The sequence below is a fragment of the Providencia rettgeri genome (genome assembly GCF_013702265.1).
In the GTDB taxonomy this organism is placed as follows: Bacteria; Pseudomonadota; Gammaproteobacteria; order Enterobacterales; family Enterobacteriaceae; genus Providencia; species Providencia zhijiangensis.
Genome location: NZ_CP059348.1, coordinates 106293 through 125029 on the forward strand (window position 1 = coordinate 106293; position 18737 = coordinate 125029).

Sequence of the window (18737 nt, forward strand, 5' to 3'; positions counted from 1 at the left end):
TAACGACAGGAATTTTCTTATGAAACTGAATAAATTAGCGACTTTATTTACCGCTTTTGCACTAACAGCAACCGTCAGTGTGAACGCGATGGCCAAAGAGAGTATCGCGCTGGTTATTTCAACCCTGAATAACCCATTCTTTGTGACCATGAAAGATGCGGCACAAAAAGAAGCGGACAAACTGGGTTATGAACTGATTGTTTTGGATTCTCAAGATAACCCAGCGAAAGAGTTAGCGAACGTCCAAGATTTAACAGTTCGTGGTACTAAGTTAATGCTGATCAACCCAACAGACTCTGATGCTGTGGGTAACTCTATCCTGATGGCAAACAAAGCGAAAATTCCAGTGATCACTTTAGACCGTGCTGCGAACAAAGGTGAAGTGGTGAGCCATGTTGCCTCTGATAACCGCATGGGCGGAAAAATGGCAGCAGATTTTATCGCTAAGAAAACGGGCAATGATGCCAAAGTTATTCAATTAGAAGGAATTTCAGGAACGTCGGCTGCTCGTGAACGTGGTGAAGGTTTCAATACGGGTGCTAAAGAACATAAATTCAACGTATTAGCGAGCCAGCCTGCAGATTTCGACAGAACCAAAGGCTTGAACGTTATGCAAAACTTATTGACGGCACACCCTGCTGTTCAGGCTGTTTTTGCTCAAAACGATGAAATGGCATTAGGTGCATTAAGAGCATTACAAACTGCCGGCCGTGATGATGTGCTAGTGGTTGGTTTTGATGGCACAAATGACGGTATCAAAGCAGTTCAAGGTGGAAAGCTCGGAGCGACAATTGCTCAACGTCCAGATCAAATTGGTATTGTTGGAGTGCAGATCGCAGATAAAGTATTAAAAGGTGAAAAAGTCGAAGCAACAGTTCCTGTTGAATTAGAACTCGTGGTAAAACAATAGTTCTATATAAAATAATTATCCTTGATAAAACAATAAGATTGATAAATCGCCGTGAAACTTTGCGGCGGTTTGTTTAATTGCGTAGCAAAAGGACATAAATGTGATGGCAGCAGCTAAACTGGTTGTTTTAGGTAGTATCAACGTTGACCACATTCTCAATGTGCAGCAGTTTCCCCAGCCTGGCGAAACAGTAAGAGGTGATAGTTACCAAGTTGCTTTCGGTGGCAAAGGTGCCAACCAAGCGGTAGCCGCAGGTCGTAGTGGCGCTGATATCACATTTATTGCTTGTGTCGGTGATGACGATGTCGGTGTTAGTATCAAAAAACAGCTGCAAAAAGATACAATTAAGATTGATTGTATTGATTCAGTTGCTGGTGAAACAACGGGTGTTGCACTCATTTATGTAAACGAGCAAGGCGAAAATATTATTGGGATCAATGCGGGAGCCAATGGTTATCTTTCTACAGAACGACTGGCCGCATATCAGCAAAAAATTATCGATGCTGATGCTTTATTGATGCAGCTTGAATCCCCGATTGAAACTGTTCAAATGGCCGCTGAGATCGCGCGTAAACACCAAACTCAAGTGATTTTAAACCCAGCGCCTGCACAAGCGTTGCCAGATTCGCTACTGTCGCTGGTGGATGTGATCACGCCGAATGAAACGGAAGCGGAGCATTTAACGGGCATCGCTGTTAATGATGAAGAAGGCGCACAAAAAGCAGCGCAAGCACTGCATCAAAAAGGCATTAATAAAGTGATGATTACATTGGGCGCCAGAGGGGTTTGGTACAGTGAATCAGGCAAGCAAGGGAAAATAATTCCAGGCTTTAAAGTGAAAGCGGTGGACACCATTGCAGCAGGTGATACATTCAATGGGGCGTATGTAACTGCGCTACTTGAAGGTCAATCCGATGAAGATGCGATTGTCTTTGCCCATGCGGCTGCCGCAATTGCAGTGACGCGTCCCGGTGCACAACCTTCTGTTCCATGGCGTAATGAAATAGACCAGTTTCTTCTTCAATAGGATTAATTTGTGGCAACAATGAAAGATGTTGCTCGCCTTGCTGGCGTGTCAACATCCACCGTCTCCCATGTTATCAACAAAAATCGCTATGTTAGCGAAAGCGTCACTTCACGGGTAAAAAGTGCCATCGAACAACTCAACTATGCGCCATCGGCCTTAGCGAGAAGTTTGAAGATGAACCGCACCAATACCATCGGAATGTTACTGACCGCCAGTAACAACCCGTTTTATGCGGAAGTCGTGCGTGGTGTAGAACGTAGTTGCTACGAATTGGGTTACAGTTTGATCCTGTGCAACACCGAAGGGGATTTCAAGCGAATGGATCATAGCTTAGAAACCCTTTTGCAAAAACGCGTCGATGGGCTTCTTATTATGTGCACTGAAGCGCAAGGCCCATCCAAAGCCGTATTTTCCCGTTATCCATCTGTTCCGACGGTGATGATGGACTGGTCTCCGTTTGAATCAGCCGGAGATATTATTCAGGATAACTCGTTCCTCGGCGGTGAAATTGCCACGCGTCATTTAATTGATGCGGGTTTTACTCGAATTGCCTGCATTGCTGGCCCTCAAGATAAATCCCCAGCGCAAGCGCGTTATCAAGGTTTCCTTCATGCCATGAAGGCCGCATCTCTCAAGATCCACGAAGAATATATTATCTTTAGTGATTTTGAGTTTTCAGGTGGATTTGATTCGATGAATAAGCTTTTGGCGCTACCAAATCCCCCAGATGCTATTTTTGCGGGGAATGATGCAATGGCGGTCGGTGCTTACCAAGCGATTTACCAAAAAGGCATGAAAGTGCCTGACGACATTTCCATTATTGGTTATGACGATATTGCACTTTCTTCTTATATGATCCCACCACTCACCACTGTTCATCAGCCAAAGGACGAACTTGGTCAGCAAGCGGTTAACCAGCTTATTTATCGAATGGATAACCCAGATGCAGAACCATCCGTTTTAGTCTTAACGCCAAAACTCGTGGAACGCCAATCAGTGAGGAAACGCTAATTCTGCGTTTTCTCAGATTTTTTGCCTTTAATTAAATTATCGCCATCGGTTTTACTGAGTAATAGAAACACAAAGGCAGAAAGTAACGTGATAGCTCCGATAGTAATAAAGGTGTAATGGAAGTTATCCACGACATTACTGTTTGGTTGGTTATCAAAAAAGCTCAAAATGGTGGCGCTCACCGCGATCCCAAAGCTAATCGAAAGTTGCTGAGTTACTGCTAGCATACTGTTGCCGGCGCTAGCATTATTATCCGTTAAATCCGCTAGGCAAATGGTATTCATAGCCGTGAATTGCGTAGACATCACCATTCCTAAAACAAACAATGGAACGATAAGCAGGTAAATCGACATATCTGGAGATTGCAGCGAAAACTGCGAGACCATCAACCCAATAATCACCGTGACAGTAAATAGCGTATTACGGTATCCAAATCGGGTTAGAATTCTTGTGACTGCGGATTTTGCCGTAATCGAGCCAATGGCCAGTGGAGCCATCATCATCCCCGCGACAACGGCTTCATAACCAAATCCCACTTGCAGCATCAATGGCATTAGGAATGGAATGCTTCCAGTACCTAATCGAGTGGCGATGTTACCGCTAATACCGATGGAGAAGGTTCTCGTCTTAAATAAGTTAAGCGGAATAATGGCGTGCTTAATGCGCCTTGCGTGGAGTATATAAAGAAGAAGACAAAGAAAACCGCCCAGAACAATAGCCAAAGGAACATAGCTCGACAGTGATTTATCGCCAAACAGATCCAAACTGACGGAAAGCATGACTAAGCCAAATCCAAATAAAAGAAAGCCAAGGGTATCAAATTTACGTTTTGGCATTTTAAAATCAGGCATATGCTTTAATGCATACACAATCCCAAGTACACCAATAGGGATATTAATAATGAATATCCAATGCCATGTGGCATAGGTGACGAGAATACCACCCAACAGAGGCCCTAAGATGGGGCCGACTAATCCAGGGATAGTGACAAAATTCAATATAGGCAGAAGTTCACTTCGCGGATACGCCCGAATTAATGCAAGTCGTGCCACTGGCATCATCATCGCCCCGCCAATTCCTTGGATAACGCGAGAAATAACTAGCACTGTTAATGAAGGGGAAAGGGCGCAGAGCAATGATCCTAAAGAAAACAGAGAAACTGCAATAATAAAGATACGTCGAGTACCAAACCTATCGGCAAACCAACCACTCACCGGAATTAACAGTGCAACTGTTAGGGTATAGCTCACCACGGCAGATTGCATCGCTAATGGAGAGTGATGCAAACTTTTGGCAATATCGGGCAGTGCCGTATTCAATATCGTGGCATCTAACGCTTGCATAAAGAAAGCCATTGCGGCAATCCATGGCAAACCCGACATATTTTTAGCAGTTTTAAACATCCGTTACCTATCGATAAATTTGGTGAGCGAATTCGTTCTGTTAGCTTATTTGTTCATTGTCGTTAATAAGGTATAGCAGAGATCGTAAGCTTCACGGCTATTGCCATTAATAATAGCATCGGCAAGTTGTTGATGAAGTTCCACTTCAATCGCATCATTTTCTGTTATTGCATCAAAATAAAGCTGATACACAGACCTAAACAGATTCGCGAACGAAATTAAAAAAGGATTACAGCACGCCCGATAGATAGTGAGATGAAAACGAAAATCAATTTTTATCCAGTGAGGCCTATCGAACTCTTTTTCTAAGGTTACCATTTCATTTGATAGTAATTGTAGAGACTGTTTTTGTTCTTCTGTGGCATTCAGTGCAGCGAGATAGCAAGCTTGAGGCTCAATGGCGAGACGAACAACTTGAAAGTGTTTAATCACCACCGACTTTTCTTCGCTGTTAATCCACCAATTTAATAAGTCTTGGTCGAGAAAGTTCCAATTCGATGCGGGCATGACTCGTGTGCCAATTCGAGGACGAGCTAAAACCATGCCTTTTGCAGCTAATGTTTTAATGGCTTCTCTTATGGCGGTTCGGCTGGCATTAAATTGCTTTGATAATTCTAATTCGCTGGGAAGAATAGAGTCAGATAAGTAGGTGCCTTTTAATATGAGCTGTCCAAGACTTCGCGCAATAATAAAAGAGAGGTTTTTTTGTGAGGCATTTTGTTGCTTGCTCAATTCCATAATTCATCTCATACAGATACTAATCAATGATATGTTACGTGAGTAAATCAATTATTGCTGCTGAAATAGTCAAAAAACAGTAGTAATTTACGCTATTAAGCCATATTTGGCTAAAAAAAGCGCGAACGAAATAAATATGTAAAAAAACACTTGCGAGATTTTTCGAGCTCCCTATAATGCGCATCCGTTGTCACGACAAACCGGCTCGAAGAAAACCTCGAAGCCCCGTGATAACAGAGGTGAAGAAAGAAAATAGTTGAAAATAATCGCTTGACTTTCTAAATAAAAAACGTAGTATACGACACCTCGCGACAACGACCTAAAGTCGAAAGATGAAGTCGCACCGCTCTTTAACAATTTATCAGACAATCTGTGTGGGCACTCACAGGACACTATCAAAAAATATTTGATTTTAAGTCTTGAAGAGTGACTAACACGTTAATTCATATATATGAACTAATAGGTAATTTGGTTTCTTCGGAAATCAAACGACAGTAAACATTCTTTGAGCATCAAGCTTTTTAATTGAAGAGTTTGATCATGGCTCAGATTGAACGCTGGCGGCAGGCCTAACACATGCAAGTCGAGCGGTAACAGGGGAAGCTTGCTTCTCGCTGACGAGCGGCGGACGGGTGAGTAATGTATGGGGATCTGCCCGATAGAGGGGGATAACTACTGGAAACGGTAGCTAATACCGCATAATCTCTTAGGAGCAAAGCAGGGGAACTTCGGTCCTTGCGCTATCGGATGAACCCATATGGGATTAGCTAGTTGGTGAGGTAATGGCTCACCAAGGCGACGATCCCTAGCTGGTCTGAGAGGATGATCAGCCACACTGGGACTGAGACACGGCCCAGACTCCTACGGGAGGCAGCAGTGGGGAATATTGCACAATGGGCGCAAGCCTGATGCAGCCATGCCGCGTGTATGAAGAAGGCCTTAGGGTTGTAAAGTACTTTCAGTTGGGAGGAAGGCGTTGATGCTAATATCATCAGCGATTGACGTTACCAACAGAAGAAGCACCGGCTAACTCCGTGCCAGCAGCCGCGGTAATACGGAGGGTGCAAGCGTTAATCGGAATTACTGGGCGTAAAGCGCACGCAGGCGGTTGATTAAGTTAGATGTGAAATCCCCGGGCTTAACCTGGGAATGGCATCTAAGACTGGTCAGCTAGAGTCTTGTAGAGGGGGGTAGAATTCCATGTGTAGCGGTGAAATGCGTAGAGATGTGGAGGAATACCGGTGGCGAAGGCGGCCCCCTGGACAAAGACTGACGCTCAGGTGCGAAAGCGTGGGGAGCAAACAGGATTAGATACCCTGGTAGTCCACGCTGTAAACGATGTCGATTTGGAGGTTGTTCCCTTGAGGAGTGGCTTCCGGAGCTAACGCGTTAAATCGACCGCCTGGGGAGTACGGCCGCAAGGTTAAAACTCAAATGAATTGACGGGGGCCCGCACAAGCGGTGGAGCATGTGGTTTAATTCGATGCAACGCGAAGAACCTTACCTACTCTTGACATCCAGAGAATTTAGCAGAGATGCTTTAGTGCCTTCGGGAACTCTGAGACAGGTGCTGCATGGCTGTCGTCAGCTCGTGTTGTGAAATGTTGGGTTAAGTCCCGCAACGAGCGCAACCCTTATCCTTTGTTGCCAGCACGTGATGGTGGGAACTCAAAGGAGACTGCCGGTGATAAACCGGAGGAAGGTGGGGATGACGTCAAGTCATCATGGCCCTTACGAGTAGGGCTACACACGTGCTACAATGGCGTATACAAAGAGAAGCGACCTCGCGAGAGCAAGCGGAACTCATAAAGTACGTCGTAGTCCGGATTGGAGTCTGCAACTCGACTCCATGAAGTCGGAATCGCTAGTAATCGTAGATCAGAATGCTACGGTGAATACGTTCCCGGGCCTTGTACACACCGCCCGTCACACCATGGGAGTGGGTTGCAAAAGAAGTAGGTAGCTTAACCTTCGGGGGGCGCTTACCACTTTGTGATTCATGACTGGGGTGAAGTCGTAACAAGGTAACCGTAGGGGAACCTGCGGTTGGATCACCTCCTTACCATTGAAGTGTACTTGTGAAGTGCTCACACAGATTGTCTGATGAAATAGAGTAACGGTATCGATAGGCTTGTAGCTCAGGTGGTTAGAGCGCACCCCTGATAAGGGTGAGGTCGGTGGTTCAAGTCCACTCAGGCCTACCAAAATCGAATTGATGCTTCGTTATAACTCAGCTCGTTTACCAAATGTAAACGTCGCCAAGTTATGCCTTGCCTAAATTCAATTTAACTCAAAATTCTTTCTTAATGAAAGACTCGATACTGGAAATACCTTTATGGGGCTATAGCTCAGCTGGGAGAGCGCCTGCCTTGCACGCAGGAGGTCAGCGGTTCGATCCCGCTTAGCTCCACCATAAACTTTCTGATTATTCAGAATAGATTAGAAATAGTCTATTGCGAATAATTATGCTCTTTAACAATCTGGAACAAGCTGAAAATTGAAAACAACGCACATTGTTTATCGCTTAAACAATGTGAGAGTCTCTCAAAAATCTCAACTTGAATGTGTTCAATTGACCGTCGGGTCAGTTGATAAAGACACCTTCGGGTTGTGAGGTTAAGCGACTAAGCGTACACGGTGGATGCCTAGGCAATCAGAGGCGATGAAGGACGTGCTAATCTGCGATAAGCGTCGGTAAGGTGATATGAACCGTTATAACCGACGATTTCCGAATGGGGAAACCCAGTGCAATTCGTTGCACTATCGTTTGATGAATACATAGTCAAACGAGGCGAACCGAGGGAACTGAAACATCTCAGTACCTCGAGGAAAAGAAATCAACCGAGATTCCCCTAGTAGCGGCGAGCGAACGGGGAGCAGCCCAGAGTCTTAATCAGCATTAGCATCAGGAGAACGGTCTGGAAAGGCCGGCAGTAAAGGGTGATAGCCCCGTATCCGAAGGTGTTAGTGTTGTGAACTCGACGAGTAGGGCGGGACACGTGTTATCCTGTCTGAATATGGGGGGACCATCCTCCAAGGCTAAATACTCCTGATTGACCGATAGTGAACCAGTACCGTGAGGGAAAGGCGAAAAGAACCCCGGCGAGGGGAGTGAAATAGAACCTGAAACCGTGTACGTACAAGCAGTGGGAGCACCCTTGTGGTGTGACTGCGTACCTTTTGTATAATGGGTCAGCGACTTATATTCTGTAGCAAGGTTAACCGTATAGGGGAGCCGTAGGGAAACCGAGTCTTAACTGGGCGAATGAGTTGCAGGGTATAGACCCGAAACCCGGTGATCTAGCCATGGGCAGGTTGAAGGTTGGGTAACACTAACTGGAGGACCGAACCGACTAATGTTGAAAAATTAGCGGATGACTTGTGGCTGGGGGTGAAAGGCCAATCAAACCGGGAGATAGCTGGTTCTCCCCGAAAGCTATTTAGGTAGCGCCTCGTGAACTCATCTTCGGGGGTAGAGCACTGTTTCGACTAGGGGGTCATCCCGACTTACCAACTCGATGCAAACTACGAATACCGAAGAATGTTATCACGGGAGACACACGGCGGGTGCTAACGTTCGTCGTGAAGAGGGAAACAACCCAGACCGCCAGCTAAGGTCCCAAAGTCATAGTTAAGTGGGAAACGAAGTGGGAAGGCTCAGACAGCCAGGATGTTGGCTTAGAAGCAGCCATCATTTAAAGAAAGCGTAATAGCTCACTGGTCGAGTCGGCCTGCGCGGAAGATGTAACGGGGCTAAACTATGCACCGAAGCTGCGGCAGCGATATGTAAATATTGTTGGGTAGGGGAGCGTTCTGTAAGCCTGTGAAGGTGTGCTGTGAGGCATGCTGGAGGTATCAGAAGTGCGAATGCTGACATAAGTAACGATAATGCGGGTGAAAAACCCGCACGCCGGAAGACCAAGGGTTCCTGTCCAACGTTAATCGGGGCAGGGTGAGTCGACCCCTAAGGCGAGGCAGAAATGCGTAGTCGATGGGAAACGGGTTAATATTCCCGTACTGGTGATAATTGCGATGGGGGGACGGAGAAGGTTAGGCTGGCCGGGCGACGGTTGTCCCGGTTTAAGGATGTAGGCAGGTGAATTAGGCAAATCCGGTTCACTATATGCTGAGGTCTGATGACGAGTCACTACGGTGGCGAAGTAGCTATACCCCGCTTCCAGGAAAAGCCTCTAAGCTCTAGATTATCATTAATCGTACCCCAAACCGACACAGGTGGTCAGGTAGAGAATACTCAGGCGCTTGAGAGAACTCGGGTGAAGGAACTAGGCAAAATGGTGCCGTAACTTCGGGAGAAGGCACGCTGGCATTAGGTGAAGGTTTACCATGGAGCTGAAGCCAGTCGCAGATACCAGCTGGCTGCAACTGTTTATTAAAAACACAGCACTGTGCAAACACGAAAGTGGACGTATACGGTGTGACGCCTGCCCGGTGCTGGAAGGTTAATTGATGGGGTTATCCGTAAGGAGAAGCTCTTGATCGAAGCCCCAGTAAACGGCGGCCGTAACTATAACGGTCCTAAGGTAGCGAAATTCCTTGTCGGGTAAGTTCCGACCTGCACGAATGGCGTAATGATGGCCAGGCTGTCTCCACCCGAGACTCAGTGAAATTGAACTCGCTGTGAAGATGCAGTGTACCCGCGGCAAGACGGAAAGACCCCGTGAACCTTTACTATAGCTTGACACTGAACATTGAGCCTTGATGTGTAGGATAGGTGGGAGGCTTTGAAGCGTGGACGCCAGTCTGCGTGGAGCCAACCTTGAAATACCACCCTTTAATGTTTGATGTTCTAACGTAGCCCCATTATCGGGGTGCGGACAGTGTCTGGTGGGTAGTTTGACTGGGGCGGTCTCCTCCCAAAGAGTAACGGAGGAGCACGAAGGTTGGCTAAGCATGGTCGGACATCATGCGGTTAGTGCAAAGGCATAAGCCAGCTTGACTGCGAGAGTGACGGCTCGAGCAGGTACGAAAGTAGGTCTTAGTGATCCGGTGGTTCTGTATGGAAGGGCCATCGCTCAACGGATAAAAGGTACTCCGGGGATAACAGGCTGATACCGCCCAAGAGTTCATATCGACGGCGGTGTTTGGCACCTCGATGTCGGCTCATCACATCCTGGGGCTGAAGTAGGTCCCAAGGGTACGGCTGTTCGCCGTTTAAAGTGGTACGCGAGCTGGGTTTAGAACGTCGTGAGACAGTTCGGTCCCTATCTGCCGTGGGCGTTGGAAGATTGAAAGGGGCTGCTCCTAGTACGAGAGGACCGGAGTGGACGCACCACTGGTGTTCGGGTTGTCATGCCAATGGCATTGCCCGGTAGCTAAGTGCGGAAGAGATAACCGCTGAAAGCATCTAAGCGGGAAACTTGCCTTGAGATGAGTCTTCCCTGACTCTTTAAGGGTCCTAAAGGAACGTTTAAGACTAAGACGTTGATAGGTTGGGTGTGTAAGCGTAGCGATACGTTGAGCTAACCAATACTAATGAACCGTGAGGCTTAACCTGACAACACCGAAGGTGTTTTCGAGATGAGAGATTAAAGTTGATTCAATAAAGTGGGAAGCCGAAAGGTGGACACAACAGCTTGTTCAGGATTGATATTCTGGTTTAGTGGATTAAAGGCTAAACGGGAATAAACAGAATTTGTCTGGCGGCAATAGCGCGGTGGTCCCACCTGACCCCATGCCGAACTCAGTAGTGAAACGCCGTAGCGCCGATGGTAGTGTGGGGTCTCCCCATGTGAGAGTAGGGAACTGCCAGACATTAAATTAGCCGAGAAGCCACCCATTGGGTGGCTTTTTTGCGTTTGGGGTACTGAAAATTGCAGGAAGTCCCTATACTGGGTTATTCTTACTCAAAGAATACCTCCATCTGATGATCAGCGTTGCAGTGATCCAACGAAAAGTCGTTATCCTAGCTATAAAAAACCAGCCATAAAAACCACCATTCTCATGATTGATTAAAATTAATAATCTCTCATAGAAATTAATTGATTATCATTTAAGCATCTAACACATTATTCCTTCTCTAGTTTTTATTCGATAACCTCCTATAGCTGGCCTAATGTAAAATATAATAGGTAAATATTGTTAAATTGATGTTTAATTCCATTATTCATATACTATTAAAAATGGTTGTTTTTAATCAATTAAGATGTTGAATTGTTAAATTTAGCTGAAAGAAGATGAGCATTCATCAAATAGGTGGGTTATATGAATAAAATGAAAAGTCACAATAGCCAGATTTTTGAGCAGATTATTTCTGTGAATAAACAGCAAGAGAATGAATTTAATAATGGGCAAGATGGCGCCATTATCCTTTCACTGCTAGTCATGTTTTTTGTACCTTTCTCTTTACTCGTGATGGTGAAAAATCATCTTGGGTTAGAGAATAACGCGATGGCGATTGTCTCAGTGGTTGTTCTTAGTATTGGAATTGCGGCTGGTTTATATAAAAGCTTTAGAATCGGGACGAAGTTTGTTGATAAACGCCCTATGTTGGAACAGCTACTTTCACGTTATACCCCTAAAGATAAAGCGGAGTATCAAAAGTTACTCGCTGAAAAGCAAAGTAATCCTCAAGGTTTTTACACTTCAGTAGAAGATTGGCTAGCAATAGAAAAACGATCTTACGCCAATTAATTCTAAGCATTAAAAAAAGCGACTCATTTGGGTCGCTTTTTTGTTTCTATCGATGAATTTAGTGAGATTTGCCTTGCTCAATCCCTAAGCCAATTTGTGAGCGTACAAACTGCTCTTTAAAGCGAGCTCTTTCCATTTTGCCTCTCTCTGAATTATCGGTTACTGAGAATAGCCATGATGCAGTAAATGCGACAATCAATGAGAAGAATGCAGGGTATTCATAAGGGTAAATTGGTTTTTCATGATGCAGAATAGTCACCCAGATTGTTGGACCTAAGATCATGAGTACGACAGCGGTTATCAAGCCTAACCAACCACCTGCAAGCGCTCCCCGAGTGGTTAACTTGCTCCAATACATTGATAGCAAGATAATTGGGAAGTTACAGCTTGCCGCGATAGAGAAGGCCAAGCCCACCATGAAGGCAATATTTTGTTTCTCGAACAAAATCCCTAACCCAATCGCTACAAAACCGAGGATCACCACGGTAATTTTTGATACGCGCAATTCATCGCGCTCATCGGCTTTACCATTTTTAATCGCCATCGCATACAGGTCGTGGGAAACCGCAGACGCACCCGCCAATGTTAAACCAGCAACAACAGCGAGAATGGTGGCGAAAGCAACCGCGGAGATAAACCCAAGGAAGAAGTTTCCACCCACGGCATCAGCGAGGTGTACCGCTGCCATGTTGGTACCACCGATTAAGGCGCCTGCTGCATCTTTAAAGTCAGGATTTGAGCTAACCAGAACGATAGCCCCGAAACCGATGATAAATGTCAGAATGTAGAAGTAACCGATGAACCCAGTCGCGTAAAACACGCTCTTACGGGCTTCTTTCGCGTCACTAACGGTGAAGAAGCGCATAATGATGTGAGGTAAACCTGCCGTACCGAACATTAAGGCTAACCCAAGAGACAAGGCGGATATTGGGTCAGAAACCAGTCCTCCAGGGCTCATAATGGCGATACCATTTTTATGTACTTCAACGGCTTCTTTAAATAACGTATTGAAGTTGAAGCCGACATGTTTCATGACCATAACAGCCATGAAGGTTGCCCCTGCGAGTAACAAAATGGCTTTGATGATCTGTACCCATGTCGTTGCAAGCATCCCGCCGAATAGCACATACAGAACCATCAATATCCCAACAATCACGACGGCAATGTGGTAGTTAAGCCCAAATAACAGCTCAATCAGTTTTCCTGCTCCAACCATCTGAGCGATTAGGTACAGTGCCACAACCACCAATGAACCCATTGCAGACAGAATGCGGATAGGTCTTTGTTGTAATCGATATGACGCAACATCCGCGAAAGTATAGCGACCTAAATTTCGTAAGCGCTCGGCAATTAAGAACAGAATAATTGGCCAGCCAATTAAGAAACCGATGGAGTAGATAAGCCCATCGTATCCCGAGGTATAAACCAGTGCGGAGATCCCTAAGAATGAAGCTGCGGACATAAAGTCACCCGCAATCGCCATTCCATTTTGGAAACCTGTAATTTTTCCGCCGGCAGTATAGTAGTCAGAGCGAGATCGTGTTCTCTTTGAAGCCCAGTAAGTGATATAGAGTGTAAAGCCCACAAACAGCAAGAACATCACTATGGCTTGAACATTGACAGGTTGACGTTCAACATTGCCTGTCAGGGCATCAGCGAGCGCCATTGACGAGGTAAAAAACAGAATAAGTGAGAGCAAGACTTTCATTTTTCTACCTCTTTTAATATTTCGGCGGTTAAGCGGTCAAATTCGCTGTTGGCTCGGATGACATATAAACCCGTTAAGATAAACGAGATCACAATCAGCCCAACGCCCACAGGAATACCGCGGGTGATGTAGGAACCTTCAGTGATTGGGGTACCTAACCAGCTTGGATCAAACGCGATAAGAAAGATAAAACCAACATACAGAACTAACGTTATTGCAGATAACAACCATGAAAAGCGACTACGTTTTCTCACTAATTCTTGAAAGAGAGGGTTCGCCTCGACCTTTTCGTAAGCAGTAGCATTCATCAGAGTTCTCCTCTGTTATTGTATTATTGGCATACTCTGATAGCTCAAAAGGCGGATTTTAGGGCGACACATGGCTACCCAAGGAATTAACTGGGTATTCGGTCAGACTCTACTTTCTGCTGATTGAGTGATGCTGAGTATTGATTTTAGGTCGCCCGAAGGCGACCTGTAGTGCCATGAGCTATCTACACAACTATTTAAATAGCTACGAGATACTCATTGACTGTTTTTCTTCTAGCAGTTTTTCGACAACACCTGGATCTGCCAGTGTGGAAGTATCTCCAAAATTACTGGTATCACCTGATGCAATTTTTCGTAGGATACGGCGCATGATCTTACCGGAACGCGTTTTCGGTAAAGAATCAGTCCAATGTAAAACGTCTGGCGTGGCAATCGGGCCAATTTCTTTACGAACCCAATTGCGCACTTCAGTGTACAACTCTGGGGATGGCTCCTCGCCAGAAATTAAGGTGACATAGGCGTAGATTGCCTGTCCTTTGATGCTATGAGGAATACCCACGACTGCAGCTTCAGCCACTTTCGGATGTGAAACGAGGGCGGATTCAATTTCTGCTGTCCCTAAACGGTGACCTGAAATATTCAGCACGTCATCAACACGACCGGTGATCCAGTAATAGCCATCTTCATCACGACGCGCCCCATCACCACTAAAGTACATGCCTTTAAAGGTGGAGAAATAGGTTTGTTCGAAGCGTTCATGGTCACCAAACAGGGTACGAGCTTGACCCGGCCAAGAATCCACAATAACTAAGTTACCTTCTGTTGCGCCATCGATAGGCTCGCCAAGGTTATCAACCAATGCAGGGCGAACGCCAAAGAATGGTAGTGTTGCCGAACCTGGTTTTAACATTGTCGCACCCGGTAGTGGCGTGATCATGAAGCCACCAGTTTCCGTTTGCCACCATGTATCAACCACTGGGCAGCGGCTGTTCCCCATTTTCTTGTAGAACCATTCCCACGCTTCTGGGTTGATTGGCTCACCGACCGATCCCAAAATACGTAAAGAATCGCGCTGGGTGCCTTCAATCGCTTTATCACCTTCCGCCATCAGTGCACGAATAGCGGTTGGTGCGGTATACAGGATATTGACTTGGTGCTTATCAACGACTTGAGCCATACGGTTAACCGCTGGGTAGTTTGGCACACCTTCGAACATTAAGGTTTTTGCACCATTAGATAACGGCCCATAAAGCAGGTAGCTATGACCTGTTACCCAGCCCACATCCGCCGTACACCAGTAGACTTCATTTTCATGATAATCAAAGGTGTATTTGAATGTCAGTGTTGCATAGACCAGATAACCGCCTGTGGTGTGGAGAACCCCTTTAGGTTTACCTGTGGAGCCGGAAGTGTAGAGAATAAACAGTGGATCTTCCGCATTAATCTCTTCCGGTGGGCAATCTGCGCTTACGCCTTGGATAACGTCGTGCCACCAAAGGTCACGGCCTTCAATCCAGCTTGGTGCATTACCTGTACGGCGGTAAACAATCACATTTGCGACGGTAGTGACTTGTGGATTTTGCAGTGCATCGTCCACGTTCTTTTTCAGTGGGATAGCGCGACCTGCACGCAAGCCTTCATCAGAGGTGATGATAAGCTTGGCTTTACAGTCAATAACGCGTCCAGAGACCGCCTCAGGGGAGAATCCGGCAAAGATGACAGTATGGATAGCGCCGATACGCGCACATGCCAGCATCGCGACAGCGGCTTCAACCACCATTGGCATATAGATAGCGACGACATCCCCTTTGCGGATGCCTTGTTTTTTCAGGACGTTTGCAAACTGGCATACATCATGATGCAGTTCACGGTATGTAATATTTTTTGATTGGGTTGGGTCATCCCCTTCCCAGATGATAGCGGTTTGGTCGCCACGAGTGGCTAGGTGACGGTCTAAACAGTTAGCGCTCAGGTTTAAAGTGCCATCTTCGAACCAGCGGATATTAACGTGTCCAGGGTCGAATGAGGTGTTCTTAACGCGAGTGTAAGGTTTAATCCAATCAACGATTTTCCCTTTTTCGCCCCAAAATCCTTCGGGGTCTTGAATCGAGCGTTGGTACTCATCGTTATACTGTTGTTCGTTTATCAGGGCATTTTTAGCAATATTAGCAGGAACGGGATGTTTAGTTATTTGTGTCATATTATTATCTCCTTGCAGATGTTAATAGTATGTCAAAAAACAGTTAACTGAAGTATGGATGGTTATTTTGTTTTTCTTTTGAGCGGAAGATCACGTATTAATAGTAATGGGATTTGCAGTATGATCATTTGATGCTAAATCCATGATTGAAATAAAAATTCAAAAATATAACTAACATTAGAATTAAAGAAAAACAAAGGCGAACTATAGTGGTATTAGTTACTGAATAATCTATTGATGATAGTTGTTGGAAAAATCCACAGAATTCACATGGATATGATAATGATTTTCATTAACAATAAAATAACTATAATGGGTGCGTGGTTAAAAACACGCAGTTACTGAAATCCTAATTCAGTCTGTGAGGTAGAAATATAAGTCACTGGAGACAAACAATATGAGTTACACATTACCTGCTTTACCTTATGCTTACGATGCGCTGGAACCTCATTTTGATAAACAAACCATGGAAATCCATCACACCAAGCACCACCAAACTTACGTGAATAACACCAATACTGCCTTAGAAAAACTGCCTGAACTGGCGGGGTTAGATATTGATGTGTTAATCCAAAAATTAGACCAAATCCCAGCAGATCAACGTACTTTTGTACGTAACAACGCGGGTGGCCACTCAAACCATAGCCTGTTCTGGAAAGGGTTAAAATTAGGTACCGAACTGCAAGGCGAACTGAAAGCCGCCATTGAGCGTGATTTTGGTAGCATTGATGCCTTTAAAGATCTGTTCGAAAAAGCCGCAGCTTCCCGTTTTGGTTCTGGTTGGGCATGGTTGGTATTAAAAGCCGATGGCAAACTGGCTGTGGTCTCTACTGCAAACCAAGATAGCCCATTAATGGGTGAAGCGATTTCTGGCGCTTCAGGTTACCCAATCCTTGGTTTAGATGTTTGGGAGCACGCTTACTACCTGAAATATCAAAACCGTCGCCCTGACTACATCAAAGCCTTCTGGTCAGTTGTGAACTGGGATGAAGCAGCAAAACGCTTCGCAGAAAAAACCAAGTAATTTTTTTGCTAACTGACTTTTTTGATAAGCGCGGTTCTTCGGAGCCGCGTTTTTTGTTTTTACCGTCGGTATAACGTTGTTATCTCTATGGCCATTCTTTATGATGAAAACTCTTTCTGGCGGGGTTATCGGGAGCAAAACGGTGAAAATACATCCTCAAGTTTTTATTGGTACCATTCAAAGCACAGCCCATTGTGGCGTGAGTGCGATTCATAAGCGAGCCGTGGATGGGGTATTAACCTTAAACAGCTTAGGAATTGAAGGGGATGAACAAGCAGAAAAGCGTTTTCACGGTGGGCCAGATAGGGCGCTATGCCATTACCCGCAAGAACATTATGAATTTTGGCGACAACGATACCCGCAATTAGAGGATTTATTCCTTCCCTCCGCTTTTGGTGAAAACCTGTCAACTCAAGGAATGACCGAAGAAAACGTTTTTATCGGTGATATTTATGCTTGGGGTGATGCGCGCATTCAAGTCACCCAACCGCGTTCACCTTGCTATAAACTCAATGGGTTAACGGGCGTAGAAAACTTTGCTCAAATCATGCAGGACGAAGGTCGCTGTGGCTGGTTATATAGAGTCATTAAAGGTGGCACTGTCGGTGCGGATACCTCGCTAAAACTACTGAGCCGTAATAGTGATGTCTCGATGCAAGAAGCGATTATGATAGCCTTCCATGCGCCCTATGATGAGGAGTTGTACCGTCGATTATTGTCTGCGGCAGGGCTATCTGCGAGTTGGAGCCTGACGATGCAAAATCGGTTAGAGCATCATAAAATTGAAGAATTTAGCCACCGCTTATTTGGTCGACGCGGCTGATGGTTTATCACTGTCATTAGGATTGAGGAAAACAACATGCAGTACGATTTAAATGACCTTTATTATTTCGTTAAAGTCGTTGAACATGGTGGTTTTTCTCAAGCTGGTGCGGCGCTTGGGATCCCAAAATCAAAACTCAGTCGTCGTATTGCCGACTTAGAGCAAAAGCTGAATGTTTCATTGATTTATCGCTCTACAAGGCAATTTCATGTTACGGAGATCGGACAGGTTTTTTATCAGCAATGTAAGAATGTCGTGGAAGAAGCGGATATTGCCCATGAACTGATTTGCTCAGTACAAACACACCCCAAAGGTACCATTAAGCTCTCTTGCCCCGTTACTTTATTGCAAGTCTATTTGCAGGATTTACTGATTGATTTTATGGAGAATTACCCTGATATCGATGTGCAAATTCTGGCCGTCAATCGCCCCGTCGATGTGATCAGTGAAGGATTGGATTTGGCATTACGAGTGCGTTCATTACCCCTTGATGATTCAGGGATGATGATGAAAGTGCTAGGGTATTCTCAGCGGATCTTAGTCGCAAATCCAAGTGTATTCCGTGAAAAAGGAGCACCATCAACTCCAGAGCAGCTGGTGGATTACCCTGTTCTTGCCAATACGGAGCATTCACAGCGTTATTCGCTATCTTTAAAAAATAGTGATGATCTCAGTGTGACAGTGCATGTCACGCCCAAGCTAGCCACCACCGATATTTTAACGTTATACCGTGCTGCGGTGAGAGGATTGGGGATCGCTCGTATACCCCGAGGTGTGGTTGAAAATGAGCTAAAAAGTGGCGAATTGGTGGAAGTGTTGCCAGACTGGCAATTTCCAGAAGATATCATTCATGCCGTGTACCCTTCCCGTAAGGGGTTGTTACCCGCAGTTCAGTTATTTCTAACTTATTTGGCAGAGAATATGACGGCTGGGAAAAAATAAAGCCCCCTGAAAAAATTCAGAGGACTTTATA

12 protein-coding genes, 2 tRNA genes and 3 rRNA genes are annotated in these 18737 nt (G+C 45.4%); 12 read left to right on the top strand and 5 right to left on the bottom strand.

Translation table 11 applies throughout. The features are described 5' to 3' along the window. The first annotated feature begins 19 nt into the window (after positions 1-19). The 3 genes from rbsB to rbsR all read left to right on the top strand — a co-directional run bounded on the left by rbsB (position 20) and on the right by rbsR (position 2948). A complete protein-coding gene (rbsB, locus tag H0913_RS00450) occupies positions 20-910 on the top strand; it encodes a ribose ABC transporter substrate-binding protein RbsB (RefSeq protein WP_108479110.1) in 891 nt (296 codons plus the stop codon). Positions 911-1013: 103 nt separating this feature from the next. After that, positions 1014-1937, top strand: coding sequence for a ribokinase (rbsK, locus tag H0913_RS00455; RefSeq protein WP_154637906.1), 924 nt, complete (start codon positions 1014-1016; stop codon positions 1935-1937). A 9-nt stretch (positions 1938-1946) separates the two neighbouring features. Further along, positions 1947-2948 (top strand): ribose operon transcriptional repressor RbsR, encoded by a 1002-nt coding sequence (gene rbsR / locus H0913_RS00460; RefSeq protein ID WP_181477776.1) that lies wholly within the window; start codon positions 1947-1949, stop codon positions 2946-2948. Here the strand turns inward: rbsR and mdtD are convergent. Together mdtD and H0913_RS00470 are read right to left on the bottom strand one after the other, a co-directional pair. Beyond that, the gene (mdtD, locus tag H0913_RS00465; RefSeq protein ID WP_154603247.1) at positions 2945-4351 is read right to left on the bottom strand and encodes a multidrug transporter subunit MdtD; all 1407 of its coding nucleotides are present in this window, start codon (positions 4349-4351) and stop codon (positions 2945-2947) included. The two genes, rbsR and mdtD, sit on opposite strands and share 4 nt — an antisense overlap. A gap of 45 nt (positions 4352-4396) precedes the next feature. Further along, the gene (locus H0913_RS00470; protein ID WP_154603248.1) at positions 4397-5089 is read right to left on the bottom strand and encodes a FadR/GntR family transcriptional regulator; all 693 of its coding nucleotides are present in this window, start codon (positions 5087-5089) and stop codon (positions 4397-4399) included. 522 nt (positions 5090-5611) lie between these two features. Between H0913_RS00470 and H0913_RS00475 the strand changes: the two genes are divergently transcribed. The 6 genes from H0913_RS00475 to H0913_RS00500 all read left to right on the top strand — a co-directional run bounded on the left by H0913_RS00475 (position 5612) and on the right by H0913_RS00500 (position 11740). After that, positions 5612-7151: ribosomal RNA gene (locus tag H0913_RS00475) — 16S ribosomal RNA — on the top strand. Between the two features lie 65 nt (positions 7152-7216). After that, positions 7217-7293, top strand: a tRNA-Ile gene (locus H0913_RS00480). Between the two features lie 133 nt (positions 7294-7426). Further along, positions 7427-7502: transfer RNA gene (locus H0913_RS00485), tRNA-Ala, on the top strand. Positions 7503-7703: 201 nt separating this feature from the next. Next, positions 7704-10604, top strand: a 23S ribosomal RNA gene (locus tag H0913_RS00490). A 141-nt stretch (positions 10605-10745) separates the two neighbouring features. Next, positions 10746-10861 (top strand): 5S ribosomal RNA (rrf, locus tag H0913_RS00495). Together the 16S, 23S and 5S rRNA genes with 2 tRNA genes alongside form the textbook arrangement of a ribosomal RNA operon. Positions 10862-11311: 450 nt before the next feature. Continuing rightward, positions 11312-11740: a hypothetical protein gene (locus tag H0913_RS00500; RefSeq protein WP_154627279.1), complete on the top strand. Its 429-nt coding sequence runs from the start codon at positions 11312-11314 to the stop codon at positions 11738-11740. 58 nt (positions 11741-11798) lie between these two features. On the opposite strand, the gene actP is transcribed toward H0913_RS00500, so the two are convergent. From actP to acs, 3 genes are all read right to left on the bottom strand, one after another. After that, positions 11799-13448 carry a cation/acetate symporter ActP gene (actP, locus tag H0913_RS00505; RefSeq protein ID WP_154602125.1) on the bottom strand — a complete coding sequence of 550 codons (1650 nt, stop codon included), beginning with the start codon at positions 13446-13448 and terminating at the stop codon, positions 11799-11801. Beyond that, positions 13445-13756 carry a DUF485 domain-containing protein gene (locus tag H0913_RS00510; RefSeq protein ID WP_006663518.1) on the bottom strand — a complete coding sequence of 104 codons (312 nt, stop codon included), beginning with the start codon at positions 13754-13756 and terminating at the stop codon, positions 13445-13447. Before H0913_RS00510 ends, actP begins: the two co-directional genes overlap by 4 nt. A gap of 205 nt (positions 13757-13961) precedes the next feature. Further along, a complete protein-coding gene (acs, locus tag H0913_RS00515) occupies positions 13962-15917 on the bottom strand; it encodes an acetate--CoA ligase (RefSeq protein ID WP_181477777.1) in 1956 nt (651 codons plus the stop codon). Between the two features lie 397 nt (positions 15918-16314). Here acs and sodA point away from each other — a divergent pair, with 397 nt between their 5' ends. The 3 genes from sodA (at position 16315) to H0913_RS00530 (ending at position 18706) form a co-directional block, all read left to right on the top strand. Then, the gene (sodA, locus tag H0913_RS00520) at positions 16315-16941 is read left to right on the top strand and encodes a superoxide dismutase [Mn] (RefSeq protein ID WP_154602127.1); all 627 of its coding nucleotides are present in this window, start codon (positions 16315-16317) and stop codon (positions 16939-16941) included. A gap of 142 nt (positions 16942-17083) precedes the next feature. Then, positions 17084-17764 carry a 6-hydroxyaminopurine reductase gene (yiiM, locus tag H0913_RS00525; protein ID WP_181478622.1) on the top strand — a complete coding sequence of 227 codons (681 nt, stop codon included), beginning with the start codon at positions 17084-17086 and terminating at the stop codon, positions 17762-17764. Between the two features lie 36 nt (positions 17765-17800). Next, entirely contained in the window at positions 17801-18706 is a 906-nt protein-coding gene (locus tag H0913_RS00530) for a LysR substrate-binding domain-containing protein (protein ID WP_154602128.1), read from the top strand. The last annotated feature ends 31 nt before the right edge of the window (positions 18707-18737 follow it).